This window comes from Aeromonas sp. 6P, from assembly GCF_051919525.1.
In the GTDB taxonomy this organism is placed as follows: domain Bacteria; phylum Pseudomonadota; class Gammaproteobacteria; order Enterobacterales; family Aeromonadaceae; genus Aeromonas; species Aeromonas veronii.
In genome coordinates, this window is record NZ_JBQBEO010000002.1 from 1,693,634 (window position 1) to 1,707,110 (window position 13,477).

The 13,477-nt window shown below is 59.6% G+C and carries 14 protein-coding genes; 7 read left to right on the forward strand and 7 right to left on the reverse strand.

The features are described 5' to 3' along the window. Positions 1 to 5: 5 nt before the first annotated feature. From rsxB to ACTG2J_RS08075, 3 genes are all read right to left on the reverse strand, one after another. Positions 6 to 584: an electron transport complex subunit RsxB gene (gene rsxB, locus ACTG2J_RS08065; RefSeq protein ID WP_040067826.1), complete on the reverse strand. Its 579-nt coding sequence runs from the start codon at positions 582 to 584 to the stop codon at positions 6 to 8. A 2-nt stretch (positions 585 to 586) separates the two neighbouring features. Continuing rightward, complete coding sequence (gene rsxA, locus ACTG2J_RS08070) at positions 587 to 1,168, reverse strand: electron transport complex subunit RsxA (RefSeq protein WP_005337600.1); 582 nt, start codon at positions 1,166 to 1,168, stop codon at positions 587 to 589. A gap of 181 nt (positions 1,169 to 1,349) precedes the next feature. Then, positions 1,350 to 4,493 carry a DUF3427 domain-containing protein gene (locus tag ACTG2J_RS08075; RefSeq protein WP_439997366.1) on the reverse strand — a complete coding sequence of 1,048 codons (3,144 nt, stop codon included), beginning with the start codon at positions 4,491 to 4,493 and terminating at the stop codon, positions 1,350 to 1,352. Between the two features lie 154 nt (positions 4,494 to 4,647). On the opposite strand from ACTG2J_RS08075, the gene ACTG2J_RS08080 reads away from it, so the two are divergent. Beyond that, on the forward strand, positions 4,648 to 5,115 hold the full coding sequence (locus tag ACTG2J_RS08080; protein ID WP_110302933.1) for a hypothetical protein: 468 nt from the start codon (positions 4,648 to 4,650) through the stop codon (positions 5,113 to 5,115). 163 nt (positions 5,116 to 5,278) lie between these two features. Beyond that, positions 5,279 to 5,647 (forward strand): VOC family protein, encoded by a 369-nt coding sequence (locus ACTG2J_RS08085; RefSeq protein ID WP_043825666.1) that lies wholly within the window; start codon positions 5,279 to 5,281, stop codon positions 5,645 to 5,647. Between the two features lie 221 nt (positions 5,648 to 5,868). Here ACTG2J_RS08085 and ACTG2J_RS08090 read toward each other — a convergent pair whose 3' ends face one another. Beyond that, complete coding sequence (locus tag ACTG2J_RS08090) at positions 5,869 to 7,449, reverse strand: alpha/beta hydrolase (RefSeq protein WP_439997368.1); 1,581 nt, start codon at positions 7,447 to 7,449, stop codon at positions 5,869 to 5,871. A gap of 345 nt (positions 7,450 to 7,794) precedes the next feature. Here ACTG2J_RS08090 and ACTG2J_RS08095 point away from each other — a divergent pair, with 345 nt between their 5' ends. Together ACTG2J_RS08095 and rluF are read left to right on the forward strand one after the other, a co-directional pair. After that, positions 7,795 to 7,917, forward strand: coding sequence for a hypothetical protein (locus ACTG2J_RS08095; protein ID WP_265177348.1), 123 nt, complete (start codon positions 7,795 to 7,797; stop codon positions 7,915 to 7,917). Beyond that, positions 7,907 to 8,938, forward strand: coding sequence for a 23S rRNA pseudouridine(2604) synthase RluF (gene rluF / locus ACTG2J_RS08100; protein ID WP_439988797.1), 1,032 nt, complete (start codon positions 7,907 to 7,909; stop codon positions 8,936 to 8,938). Before ACTG2J_RS08095 ends, rluF begins: the two co-directional genes overlap by 11 nt. A 68-nt stretch (positions 8,939 to 9,006) precedes the next feature. Here rluF and ACTG2J_RS08105 read toward each other — a convergent pair whose 3' ends face one another. Continuing rightward, positions 9,007 to 10,269 (reverse strand): MFS transporter, encoded by a 1,263-nt coding sequence (locus ACTG2J_RS08105; RefSeq protein ID WP_439988796.1) that lies wholly within the window; start codon positions 10,267 to 10,269, stop codon positions 9,007 to 9,009. Positions 10,270 to 10,446: 177 nt separating this feature from the next. On the opposite strand from ACTG2J_RS08105, the gene ACTG2J_RS08110 reads away from it, so the two are divergent. Further along, positions 10,447 to 11,289: a LysR family transcriptional regulator gene (locus tag ACTG2J_RS08110; protein ID WP_439988794.1), complete on the forward strand. Its 843-nt coding sequence runs from the start codon at positions 10,447 to 10,449 to the stop codon at positions 11,287 to 11,289. 45 nt (positions 11,290 to 11,334) lie between these two features. On the opposite strand, the gene rsmS is transcribed toward ACTG2J_RS08110, so the two are convergent. Together rsmS and ACTG2J_RS08120 are read right to left on the reverse strand one after the other, a co-directional pair. Beyond that, positions 11,335 to 11,490: a pleiotropic regulatory protein RsmS gene (gene rsmS / locus ACTG2J_RS08115; RefSeq protein WP_005359642.1), complete on the reverse strand. Its 156-nt coding sequence runs from the start codon at positions 11,488 to 11,490 to the stop codon at positions 11,335 to 11,337. Between the two features lie 94 nt (positions 11,491 to 11,584). Then, positions 11,585 to 12,052, reverse strand: a complete 468-nt coding sequence (locus ACTG2J_RS08120) for an acyl-CoA thioesterase (RefSeq protein WP_041208541.1) — start codon at positions 12,050 to 12,052, stop codon at positions 11,585 to 11,587. Between the two features lie 138 nt (positions 12,053 to 12,190). Here ACTG2J_RS08120 and ACTG2J_RS08125 point away from each other — a divergent pair, with 138 nt between their 5' ends. Both ACTG2J_RS08125 and ACTG2J_RS08130 read left to right on the forward strand, forming a co-directional pair. Further along, positions 12,191 to 12,829, forward strand: a complete 639-nt coding sequence (locus tag ACTG2J_RS08125; RefSeq protein WP_005347072.1) for a tellurite resistance TerB family protein — start codon at positions 12,191 to 12,193, stop codon at positions 12,827 to 12,829. 153 nt (positions 12,830 to 12,982) lie between these two features. Then, positions 12,983 to 13,441, forward strand: a complete 459-nt coding sequence (locus tag ACTG2J_RS08130; RefSeq protein ID WP_439997369.1) for an N-acetyltransferase family protein — start codon at positions 12,983 to 12,985, stop codon at positions 13,439 to 13,441. Positions 13,442 to 13,477: the final 36 nt, after the last annotated feature.

The following is a 13,477-nucleotide window of genomic DNA, read 5'->3' on the forward strand; positions in this document are numbered from 1 at the left end:
GCTGTTTATTCCACTATCTTGACCGGAATCTTGCCCGGAACATGCACGTTATTGAGATCCCACTTCCAGTTATCGACCGTGGTGGGCACCGGGATCATCTCGATGCAGTCGGTCGGGCAGGGATCGACACAGAGATCGCAACCGGTGCACTCGTTGGCAATCACGGTATGCATCGCCTTGGTGGCGCCGACGATGGCATCCACCGGGCAGGCCTGAATGCACTTGGTGCAGCCGATGCACTGATCTTCGTGGATAAAGGCGACCTTTTTGACCGGCACAGCGGCCTCGTCACTGCCCCCCAGCGGCTGGGGCTCGACCCCCATCAGATCGGCAATCTTGCGCATGGTGGCCTCGCCACCGGGCACGCACTTGTTGATCTGATCGCCGTTGGCAACCGCCTCGGCGTAGGGTTTGCAGCCGGGATAGCCGCACTGGCCACACTGGGTCTGGGGCAGCAGGGCATCGAGCTGATCGACGATGGGGTCTGCTTCCACATGAAACTTGACGGCGGCAAAGCCCAGGATAATCCCGAACGCCAGCGCCAGCAGGGTCAGCACCAGAATGGCAAAGAGAATATGGATCATGGTTATATCTTGATAAGGCCGGTAAAGCCCATAAAGGCCAGCGACATCAGACCGGCGGTGATCATGGCAATCGACACCCCGCGAAACGGGGCGGGCACATCGGCGGCGACCAGACGCTCGCGCATGGCGGCAAACAGGATCAACACCAGCGAGAAGCCGGTGGCGGCGCCAAAGCCGTAGATCACGCTCTGGATAAAGTCGTGTCGCTCATTGATGCTGAGCAGCGCCACCCCGAGCACCGCGCAGTTGGTGGTGATGAGGGGCAGGAAGATCCCCAGCAGGCGATAGAGGGTCGGGCTGCTCTTGCGCACCACCATCTCGGTAAACTGCACCACCACGGCGATCACCAGAATAAAGGCGAGGGTGCGCAGATAGGCGATATCCAGCGGCAGCAGGATATAGTGCTCCACCAGATAGGAGCTGGCACTGGCGAGGGTCATCACGAAGGTGGTCGCCAGCCCCATGCCGATGGCGGTTTCCAGCTTGCCGGAGACCCCCATAAAGGGGCAGAGGCCGAGGAATTTCACCAGCACGAAGTTGTTAACCAGCACGGTGCCGATCAATAAAAGCAGGTACTCAGTCATCAATTACCGTCACTGAAAGTCGGGTTATCGGGGTTTGAAGGCGGGCGGTATTATCTGACGTTAGGGCCAGTTAAACAACCGCAAGGCCGCATGGTTATTATGCAACTGGATAATTTAGCCGGGGTTTTGGGCCAGAATCCGGTGGGTTTTGCGCCATATCCCCACCGGGTGAGAAGCCTTACTAACCAACAGCCAGTTTGGCGGCTTCTTTCCACATAAATGGCGGCATCGGAGTAGTGAGACGCCATTTAATGTTCATCGGTTGGCTGCCAGTGTGGGATACGTACTCCACCTCACCAAAGTTCACAAAGCCAAGGGTGCGGCCAAATTCATCTTTGCTCTGCTCACGAACGAACAGAAACAAGCGCTTACCTTCTGCTCTGTGGTTTATGTAACTCAGCCCCTTACCCCGTTCTGGGCGAGCGCTGTTTTGGCTCTGCCAATGAAACAGCGACTCGTTGATGGCGTAGTCGTGATAACGGGTAGTGGGGGAGAAGTGCTGTTCCGTTTTGTTCAAGGTCACGAACAGCAACTCGATATTTTGCTCTGCGATGACATAGACCCCTTCGCGAGCCGTGGGTTGCTGCGCGAAGGTGGTCGCGCCAAAGCCAACCAGCACCTGCTCTCTGGCATAGCGAGCATGCAGTTGCAGTGGATTACCGGGGAGGTTTGGCATGGCGCTTTGTTCGTGTTGCACCCGGTTGATCAGCATGGGCAACAGATCTGCCAGCTCGGCCCTTAACTCTGGTTGATTGAGTTGTTTCAGGCTGTGCGCCAAGGAGCTAAAGCCTGCAGTGGGGCCGCTCTGTTGCCAGAAGTCGTAATGGCACATCAAGGCCATCCGCTCATCGTGCTCAGCCGTTAAGGTAAAGGCGCTTTCCACCAAGGTTTGTAAGAAGTTCAAGTAATTGAGTGCATCGCAGCCCAATAGCCGGGTTTTGATGGCCCGGGTGTAGAGGGTCGACAGCTTCTCATCGCTCATTTCAGAAACAGTGTGGTTGCGGGCCTGTTTGACCAAGGTGCTCCAATTGCCGCGCTTGTAGATCTCCTCAAGGCTGATGTGAGGGTAGAACTTCAAAAAATTCGCCAGTGTCAGCGGTAAATCGCAATCCTGTGAGAAACGGCGGATCAGGCCCATGAGCCGCGAGGTATTGAGCGTCGCCTTCTTGATATTGCTCAGAATTAACTCTTGGGTCTGTTTTGAGAGTTCGATACGGCAACCCAATGGGGCATGGGGAAAGCCTTGTTTGATTTCGTGGCTGATCGCTTTATTGGTTTTACCCACCAGAGCCCGGAATTTCTGGGCAAAGTCATACTCCGCGCGAGCATTGCCAACAAAATCCAACACGGTACAGCACTCTTTATCGTTCGCCAGCCGCAGGCCCCGCCCTAATTGCTGCAAGAAAATAGTGAGGCTTTCCGTTGGTCGTAAAAACAGCAAGGTATCGACTTCCGGGATATCGACACCTTCGTTGAAAATGTCCACCACGCAGAGAATATTGATAACGCCGGTACGCAAATTCTGTTGTTTGCTATGGCGCTCGTCTCGGTTATCGCTGGTGAGGATGTCAGCCTTGATGCCCTTCAATAAAAATGCCTTGCACATAAAATCGGCATGTTCGCGGCTCACACAAAATGCCAGCGCTTTGATCTTGGTAATATCGGTGACGATCTCATAGAGGCTTTGGACTATTTTCTGTACCCGCTGTTGATTATGGGTGTAGATATTGGTGAGCTCTGTGATGTCATAACGACCATTTTTCCAAGTCACTTGGCGCAAGTCAGTATCATCATCGATACCAAAATATTGGAACGGACAGAGATGGCGACGATTGATGGCCTCTGGCAAGCGGATCTCCGCTGCGATGACACCACAAAAATCAGCGAGAATATCGCCGCCATCATGGCGCTCTGGCGTTGCGGTTAATCCCAACAGAATGTGAGGTTCAAAGGCGGCGAGCAGACCACGATAACTGACCGCAGCAATATGGTGAACCTCATCGATGACGATGTAATCGAAATAGTCTGGGCTAAGACGTAAATTAGCCAGCTGGTTATTCAATGATTGCACCGAGGCAAATAGCTGACGGTAGTGAGTAGGCACGGCACCGCCGACCAAGAGTTCGCCAAAATTGGATTGCTTGAGCACACCGCGGTACGAGGCTAATGCTTGGCGCAAGATCTCCTCTTTGTGGGCGACAAACAGGAACTTTGCGTCGGGTTTGGTTTTCAGAAAACGCGCAAAATCAAAAGCGGAGATCAGGGTTTTCCCTGTACCGGTGGCCGCAACCACCAAGTTACGGAAGCGCTGGTGTAAAGTGCGCTCCATCGCCAATTGCTCAAGGATCTCCTGTTGATGAGGAAACGGCGCGATATCAAAGAAATAGGTCGGGTTATTTTTGTCCCCATCGCCACGGGCCTCTTGCAGGGCATGTTGTAATTTCTTGCGGCTTCCGAGCTTGCCATCGAACAGCTCAAAATCATCGGATTCCCAATAGGTCTCAAAGGTACTCAGGGATTTCTCGATAATATGAGGGATCTCTTGCGAGGTGATTTTTAGGTTCCACTCCAAGCCACTGGTGAGGGCAGAGTGAGAGAGATTGGATGAACCTATATAGCCGGTATGAAAGCCGGTATTTCGGCAAAAGAGATAACTCTTGGCATGCAACCGCTCGCGCTGGGTGTTATAGCTGAGTTTGACTTCGGTATTGGGGAGGCTGGCTAAAAATTCAACTGCCTTGGCGTCGGTTGCCCCCATATAAGAGGTAGTAATTACTTTTAATTGGCGGCCGCTGCGGGTGAACTCTTCCAGCTCATGACGGAAAATACGGATACCTGCCCATTTGATAAATGAGACCAGCCAGCAGATGCTATCTGCAGATAATATCTCCCGTTTAATCTCCGACTCCATCGACAAACCCGCATTGCTGCCGCAGAACAGCTCACTTTGTGTCAGTCCGGTCAGAGGGAAAATATCCTCGGCATATTGCTTTAAATTGGCTGAGATGGGGTTATCCAACTGGTAGAGCGCTGTCAGAATTTTTCCCTGACTATCAATGAGGTTCTCGCCAATAAAGTCTGGGTCTTGGGTGCGATCCTTTAGCCAAAGCAATAACTGGTTAGCCAGCTCAATCTGCCGTTGCAGCTGATCCTCTCCAATTACCGAACCCACCGCATATTCCAAAACTCGGCTCAGAAATCTGGATAACCAAACTGCCGCTTCGGCAGGTTCAAGCTGGCGTTCCCCTACGTAAAAGCGCTCGCGGTCGAGTCGAGATGTCAGCAGTTGAGTAATGAGCTGTTCATAAATACCGCATTGTTGCATCGCACTTTAGCCTTGAACGTTGTACATGTGGGTGGCGAGAAGAGTATCATTTTTTCCAACCAAATCAGTAAGCTGTTGTCGCCTGTTACTCGTTTGAAAATCGCCCCGGTTTTCGGTAATAAAGCCCGGCAGTGAGAACCACAGGGAGGTGGTGATGGATCCGGTTTCCTATCTTTTTTCGGCTTATCTCAATCTGGTACAGCAGCAGGTTGCGGATATCTATGGCACCGAGGCCAAGACGCTGGTGGTGCAGTATGAGGGGGAGTCGGTCCCGTTCTCTTTTCAGCTGTGGCAGATCCAGCAGCCGAGCGTTTGTCGTTCCTACGAGCAGGATGTTCGGCGTTTTAGCCAGTGCACGGTCAAGGCGTCCGCCCTGTTTCACAAGCTGTGCGATGACTTGACCCGGCAGGATGACAGCAGCTGGCAACTGCCCAAATTTCGCACCATGTACTGCTCGGCGGCCATCAGTTATCGGCCCCTTATCGCCGAAATCGGGGATGCCAAACAGAGTCCTGCCAAGCTGGCGGAGCGTGCCTGCAATCAGGCGATTCTGGCTGCGATGGACAGTGACGATGAAGCCCTGCTGGCCCAGCGTGACAAAGCGTGCGCTGCGGTGCAGTAACGCGAATTTATCTGACCAGAACATTTGCGCTCGCTTTGCGCGCCACGGCACACATGGGCTTCCCCTTGCCGGGTATGATGGGGTAGCCCGCCGTGGCGGCAACAGTCGGATGTTTGCGGGTATATGCCGGTCACATCAGCCAGATCACCACCAGGAGGTAACCATGATCAGCCATATCGACCATCTGGTATTGACGGTCAGTGATATCGAACGGGCCGTGGAATTTTACAGTTCGGTGCTCAATATGGAGGCCATCACCTTCGGAGCGGGGCGCCGGGCGGTAGGGTTTGGCAACCAGAAGATCAATCTGCAACTGCTGGGGCAGGAGCCGCGCAACCGGGCGCAGGTGGGGTCGGGAGATGTCTGCCTTATCACCCGCTGGCCGCTGGAGCAGGTGATGGCCCAGCTTGCCTGCCACGGGGTGGAAATTGTCGAGGGGCCGGTGACCAAAAGTGGCGCCTGCGGGCCGATAGAATCCATCTACTTCCTCGACCCTGACCAGAATCTGATAGAAGTGAGCATCTATCCCTGACAGGGTTGGCGCGGCGCCTGACGGTGCAACACCTATCAGAGTCACTCTATTTCCTCGATCCGGACCAGAACCTGATAGAAGTCAGCATCTATCCCTGAGCCCACCAAGCCATCACTCCCATCGCCATCATCAATAGAAAGGGGCCGTTAATTGACGGCCCCTTTCTTGTATCGTTATCGCGCCAAGCAAGTCGGCCGCTTGGCCGATGTGGCAGAAACGCCCTAGAAAGGCGCGCTGCTCTCGTCGCTCTCCTGTAAAAACTGCTCCAGCTCGGCCTGATAGGCCGCATCAGGTTGACCGCTGCTGGCAGGGGTTACAGCGGCAGGTCGGGCGACGGGAGGGGCGGTGAGGGTCTCCATCACCCGCTGCTGCAGATAGGGGTAGAAGGGGTTGGAGGAGGTGCGAGTGAGGGCGCCGGGGTTGACGATCAGCACGCCGCGCTCGCCACGCAGGGCCAGACCGCCGAGATTGATGCCGTATTGCTCCCGCTGCTCCGGGCGCGCTGCCATGCCATAGAGGGGGTCGTCCATCGGGAAAGGGAGCGCCACATGGGAGAGGGAGTAGATCTCCTTGGGATAATCGATACCCAGCGGGCGGACCTGCTCAGGCTGGTCGGCGCTGGCCAGCGTTCTGGCCTGCGTTGCGGGGGCGGTTGGCTCGACATTGCCCACCACGGTGAGGCGATAGTGTCCGGGGGCGTTTGGCAGCAAGCGGTGCAGCGCCAGCTCGGAGGCCGAGCTGATCAGCGGGCCAAACAGGGTGTTGCGGTTGATATCAAACAGTACCAGTTCGCTGCCGTTGGCCGGCAGGTAGTGGTAGAGATCGGCAATGATGGAGCGGGTGCTGACGGTGTAGTCCATCACCGACTGGAAGGTGAGTGCGGGGGGAAACGCCGCCAGCTCGCCACTGGCGGCCAGCTGGCGCACCTGCTGCTGGATGGCGTGGGTCAGGCGGTAGGACTGGCGCGCGCCGTTGACCGGAAACGAGTTGTACTTGAACGGGTTGAACTCCGGCATGGTGTCGAGCCAGGCGGCGTTGGCAAAGGCGGGCAGCAGGGCAGGCACGGCCTTGAGCCCGGCGAAGCGGGCAAAGCGGGTCACCCCGATCATCGGGGAGATAAGTACCAGCCGATCCGGTTTTGCCAGCGTGCCGCTCGGGTCGGTCAGCGCATCGAGCGCATATTTCACCGCCAGCGCGCCGCCGTTGGAAAAGCCCACCAGATGCAGCGGCCGCTTGCCCGGCGCCAGCAATCTGGCCTCCCGCACCGCCAGTCGGGTGGCGGCCAGCCAGGTCTCCCAATCCACATCCACGAGGCCAGCGGGCACAGTGCCGTGGCCGGGGAGCCTCAGCCCCAGCGCGATAAAGCCCTGCTGCTGATAGCGTCTGGCCAGATGGCGCAGGCTGTAGGGGGAGTCGGTCAGGCCGTGCAGCAGCACCGCTACCCCTTTGACTTCCCCCTCGGGGCGCAGCAGGTAGGAGCGGTTCCAGTTCTGCTGAAAGCGGGCGGGATTGATGGGCGCGTCCTGATGGTAGCGATTGCTGGCCAGTTGCTGCTCCGGCGGTGTCTTGGCGACTACCTCGGTGGCCACCAGCTCGAACAGCTCTGCTTCGCGGGCCAGATAGGCTTGCCAGTCGCTGCGATCGAGCTCATCGGCACTGAGTTCGGGGGGCACCACTGTGTGCCACAGCTGCAGCGGCGCTGCCTGCCAGGCGAAGTAGGCGATCACCGCCCATGCGGTCAGCAACAGCAGCAACAGGGTCAGCAGAGCACGGCGAACAAGGCGGCGAGTGTGAGCCAGCATGGTGCAATCCTTGGCGATAGAGATGGGGCCGCCTCTGGGCGGGCGAGTTTGGCGCAGCATCCAAGGCGCTGCCAACCGGCTTAAAGCCTAATAGAAACAAGGTGATATGTATAGTTGATGGCGTTCGTCCGCGCTGGCTGTGGGCGCCTAATCCCGCCGTTGGCATCAGGCTGGCCGTTCGAAGGCTGCATCGCGGGCCATCTGGCGGCGTGAACTTGTCCTCGGATGCCCGCTTGGGCGCTGCGACTCTGCAACTATCTGCCCCTGAGAGGGGGCAATTATGCTACTGTAGCGGCGTTTTTTGATGGATAAGCTGGCATTGGCCTTTTTTGAAGATGGAATGGTATGCAGAACTTTGACGTAGTGAATTGGCTGATGCAGCAGACAGCCTCTCCGGCGCAGCCGGAACAGGCGATGGCACAACCGGGCGTGGCCCAGACCCTGTGGCAGGTGACTCATGCTGGCTAACGAATCCATGCGCCTGAACAAATACATCAGCGAGAGTGGTATCTGCTCGCGCCGCGAGGCCGACCGCTTTATCGAGCAGGGCCACGTCTTTATCAACGGCAAGCGGGCCGGGATCGGTGATCAGGTGCAGGTTGGCGATCTGGTCAAGGTGAACGGTCAGGTGATCGAGCCGCGCGAGGCGGACAGTCTGGTGCTGATCGCCCTCAACAAGCCGGTGGGCATCGTCAGTACCACAGAGGCGGGCGAGAAGGACAACATCGTCGATTTCGTCAACCACAGCACCCGGGTCTTCCCCATCGGGCGGCTCGACAAGGATTCGCAGGGGCTGATCTTCCTCACCAACCACGGCGATCTGGTCAACAAGATCCTGCGGGCTGGCAACGATCACGAGAAAGAGTATCTGGTGACCGTCGACAAGCCGGTGACCGACGAGTTTGTGCGCGGCATGGCGGCCGGGGTGCCGATCCTCGGTACTGTGACCAAGAAGTGCAAGGTGAAGAAAGAGGCGCCGTTTGTCTTTCGCATCACGCTAGTGCAGGGACTGAACCGCCAGATCCGCCGGATGTGCGAGCACTTCGGTTTTGAAGTGACCAAGCTGGAGCGCATCCGCATCATGAACGTCAGCCTCAAGGGGCTGCCGGTAGGCGAGTGGCGCGATCTCACCGACGACGAGCTGATCGATCTGTTCAAGCTGATTGAGGACTCCTCCTCCGAGGTGAAACCGGCCAAAGGCGACAAGCCCAAGGCGGCCAAGGTTCCTGCGGCGCAAAGCGCCAAGCCGGGGCAGGGCAAGAAGCCGCGCCGCGATGACGATCACGAGATTGGCGGGCGTCCCAATGTGCCGGGCCCGGAAGCCTTCGAGAAGAAGCTGCCGGTGGGCAAGGGGGGCGCGGGCAAAGGTGCAGCCAACAAGGGCGGTGTTGGCAAGGGCAGTGCAGGCAAAGGGGCACCCAAGGGTGGCAAACCGGCCGCTGGCAAGCCGCGCACCGCTAACACAGGACGGCAGAAGAAGGGGCGCTGAGTTGCTCCCCTGAGCGGTGTCAGCCTCGTCTTGTCACCCCCAGCACTGTTATCCCCAACACACCGGCCTCAGGCCGGTGTGTTGTTTTGGGCAGCAGAGCTGGTTGGGAGGGGCGCCGAGATGGTCGGCTCGCTGGCGGTCGGTAACCGCATAACGCGGGGATAGTGGCGCGGGTCGAGGCGCAGCACCAGCAGGCTCATCAGCAGCAATCCTCCCAGTTGCCACAGCCAGGCGGCCGCAAAGTCGCCCACATAGTGATAGAGCCGCGCCGCCACCCAGGGGCCGGTGGCGGCCAGCATAAAGCCGAATCCCTGCATCAGGGCGCTCAGGGTGCCCGCGCGGCGCGGGTCTGGCAGGTGATCGAGCGCAATCACCATGATGAGCGAAAAACTGCCGCCAAGACCGGCGCCGCACAGCATGCACCAGAGAATGGGGGCGCTGGCTGGCGCCAGCCAGAGGCCGCCGAATCCCGCCAGTTGCATGGCGATGGCAAGCCCCATCCACGGCCGCCGATCCAGACTGCGCGCCGCCAGCAGCGGCAGGCCGAGGCCGCTGGCGGTCTGCGCCAGTGCCAGCCAGGCGACCAGTTCGCCCGCCTGTGCGGCGCTCCACCCTTGCGCCATATAGGCGGGGGCCAGCCAGGCCACTACGATGCCGTAGCCGCTGTTGATGATGCCAAAGCAGACGATCAGCAACCAACTGCGGGGCAAGGCAATCAGCCGCTGTTCGCCGTGGGGAATGGCGACCGCGGCGGCCCGTGGCAGACGCACTTTCCACCCTAGCCAGACGAGGGCCAGCAGCAGCGGCAGGCTCCAGAGCGCCAGTGCCCGCGACCAGTCGAGGCTCGCCGCCAGCCTTGGGGTGAGGCTGGCCCCCAGTGCTCCGCCCCCCATCATGCAGGCGGAGAAGATCCCCATCACCAGCGGTACCTTGTGGGCGAAGGCCTGCTTGATCAGCGCCGGTAGCACTCCCTGCACCAGTGCCGACCCCAATCCACAAAGCGCAGCACTGGCGATCAGCAAGCTGCCGCTTTGGGCATCGAAGCGGATGGCGCTGCCAATGCCGAGCAGCAGCAGGGCCGCCCCCAATAGTTGGCACGCACTGGCGCGCCGACGCAGGCTGGGGGTGAGCAGCACACCAATCCCGATGAGCCACAGCGGCAGCAGGGTGAGCCAGGCCAGGGTATCCATCCCGAGCGACAGGGCGCGGCCAATCTCGCCGCTCAGCGGGCCGATGGCGGTAAGAAAGGGGCGCAGGTTAAGGCCAGTCAGGATCACCAGCACCAGCAGGGCAGTCTGGCCTGCGGGTTGATCCGTATTTCGTTGATTCATCGGGTGCAGTTTCCGGTTCTGGGAGAGACAGGGGGCACTCGGGACGCGGAGTCATCGAGGCTGAACATGGCTGATCACCGTCTAAAGGAGGCAAAAGCGTCAGCCTAGCGGGCTCGAAAGTCATTTGGAAATTAAATGATAGAATGGGCTTCAGTGGTTTTGTAAATGGAGTGCCCCATGCTGGATCCCCTGTTACTGCGCAGTTTTGTCGCCATTATCGACACCGGCAGCTTTACCCGCGCCGGTGAACGGGTCCATCTGACCCAATCCACCATCAGCCAGCAGATCCGCCGCCTTGAGCAGCAGCTTGGCTGTCCGCTGCTGGACCGCTCCGGTCGGCAGGTGGTGGCAACGGCGGAGGGAGAAAAATTGCTGGGTCTGGCCCGCCGCATTCTGGCGCTGCTGGCACAGGCCGAGGAGCAGGTGAGCGAGGGGAGCATATCGCTCAGCCTCGGGGTGCCGGAGGATTTCGCCGCAGGCGCCATTACCCCGGTGCTGGCCGCCTTTGCCCGCGACTACCCCGAGGTGCGGCTGGAGGTGCAAAGTGGCCTGAGTCACGAGATCTGGCAGCGCTTCGCGGCGGGGGAGCTGGATCTGGCGCTGGTCAAACAGGTGCGCGGACAGGGCTCGCCGCTCGCCAGCTGGCGTGAGCCGCTGGTGTGGGTCGATAGTCGCGACTGGCCAGCGAAGGGGCGTGATCCGCTGCCGCTGGTCGCCTTCCCGAGCGAAGGGCTCTATCGCCAGCAGATGACCGAGGCGCTCGATGGTCTGGGTCGGCGCTGGCGGATCGCCTATGTCAGCGCCAGCCTTGCCAGTTTGCAGGGGGCGGTGAGCGCGGGGATCGGGGTGAGCTTGCTGCCCAAACGGCTGATGCCCGCCGATCAGCTGGCCCTGACCCAGTGGCCCAAGGTGGCGCCGGTGGAGCTGGCGCTCCATGCGGCAAAGGATGGGGGCGAACCGCTTAGCCACTTGAGTTCGGCCCTGATCGCCCTCTGTGACGAGGTGATGGGGCCGCAGTAACTTGTGGTATGGGGAAAACTGAAGTCGGAAAGATAAACGGGGGGATCAGTGATCCTTCCCCTCCGCCAGCTTGCGCTCGTAGTCATTTTTGACGATGGCCAGCGCCGCCAGCACCAGCTCGGGGGCCAGCTGGTTGGTTTCCAGCAGTTCAATCAGATCCACCGCGAGTTTCACCTCGGGCGGGGCAGTTTCCAGTGACATGGGCAGGGTTCCGGTTGCGGGAAGAGGGGGGATTATACAGGGGCGCCGCCGTTGGCCGAAAGCGCCCGCTCTGTCGGGCTGTGAGGCATGAAGGTCACAGGTGCTGGCGCATCTCTTTGTCGATCTCCTCGCGCAGGGCGATGAGCTTTTTGGCGTACTGCTGCAACTGCAGATCGCTCTCGCTCAGTGGCTGCCACTGGGGCACCGGGGTCGGTTTGCCCTGCTCATCCATCGCCACGAAGATGATGATGCAGTGGGTGGTCTTGTGGCGCTCGGTCTCGGTGGGGTGGCGGCTGTAGACATCCACCGCCAGATGCATGCTGGTGGTGCCGGTGTGGATCACCTGGGCGTGAACCTCTACCAGCTGGCCAATCTGGATGGGGCGCAAAAAGCGGATCCCCCCCACATAGACGGTCACCGCATAGCCGCCGCACCAGCCAGCGGCGCAGGCATAGCCCGCCTGATCGATCCACTTCATCACCATGCCGCCGTGTACCTTGCCGCCGAAATTGACGTCGGAGGGTTCGGCCAGAAATTGCAGGGTCAGTTCGCGATTTGGCACAGTTACATCCTTATTGCCTGAAGGGTTTCCCTGAGCTTTGCCCCATCGGCCTGCCCGGTCAAGGGTTCATCCCCGATTCAGGGGGGCGGGGTCACTATCTGGCTCTATCGACGGGAACATAGCCGCAGGAGTGACACCATGAAACAGATGCTGGAACAGTTGCTGGGAGCTGGCAAAGGCTGGCTCAACGAAGGCGGAGACAAGCGCAAGGGGCAGATGCAGGGGGCGCTGGCCGGCGGTGCGCTCGGTCTGCTGCTGGGCAATAAAAAAGTGCGCAAATATGGTGGCAAGGCCGCTGCCGTGGGCGGCGCCGCAGCCCTTGGCGGGCTGGCCTACAAGCTCTATCAGGATTGGCAGGCCCAGCAGTCGGCGCCAGCCCAGCCCACTCATCCCATCAGTGGGCTGGAAGGCAATGCGCTGGATGCCCGCGCGGCGCTTTTGGTGCGCGCCATGGTGGCTGCGGCCCGGGCCGATGGCCATATCGACGGCGCCGAGCGCCAGAAAATTCAGGAGTACCTGACCGAACAGGGTCAGAGCGATGTCGCCCGCTGGATTGACGCCGAGCTGGCCCGCCCCCTCGATCCCCACGCGCTGGCGCGGGAAGTGACCGACATGGAGCTGGCCACCGAGGTCTATCTCGCCTCCCTGCTTGCCATCGAGGTGGATCACTTTATGGAGCGCGGTTATCTCGACGAGCTGGCGCGCGCCCTCAAACTCGATGACAACCTCAAGGGGAGCATCGAGCGGCAGGTGGCCCAGCTTAACGCCCCCGCCTGATACCCCTCATCGCCATGGATTGCCGATAACGCCCCGCTCAAGGGGCGTTGTTGTTTCTGCTGCCCGTCAAAAGATGCGGATGAGCCTATTTGGATTGCTGAGCACAGCCCCTAAGATGGCGCAGGACCATCACCTTTTCGCAAGGAGCAACCGTTGGAGATACGCAAGGCAACCGAACTGGATATCGACGCGATTGTCGAGCTGAACCGGCAGATTGGAGAGATCCACCATCAGCACTATCCCGAGGTGTTCTGCCCCCCTTCGCCAGAGGAGCGGGAGTTTTTGCTGAGCGCCATCGGTGCAGAAGGGCGTCTGTTCTGCGTTGCCGAGCAGGATGGCAGGGTGGTGGGCTTTTTGACGGCGCGGATAGACATCAATGAGAGCGTGCCGTTTCTCACCCGTGCGCCGATCTGCCGCATCGGCTCGGTGGTGGTGGATGAGCAGCACCGCTCCCGCGGGATTGGCAAGGCGCTGATCGCCCATTGCGATGAGTGGGCCAAGGCCCGTGATGCTCAGCAAATCCGGCTGGAGGTGATGGCCTTCAACGAGCGCGCCCAAGCGCTCTACGAGGCGCTGGGCTTCAAGGTGCAGTCGCAGATCATGGCCAGATGATCAGTTTTTGATGGCGAGCCAGGGCGCGTCACTCCC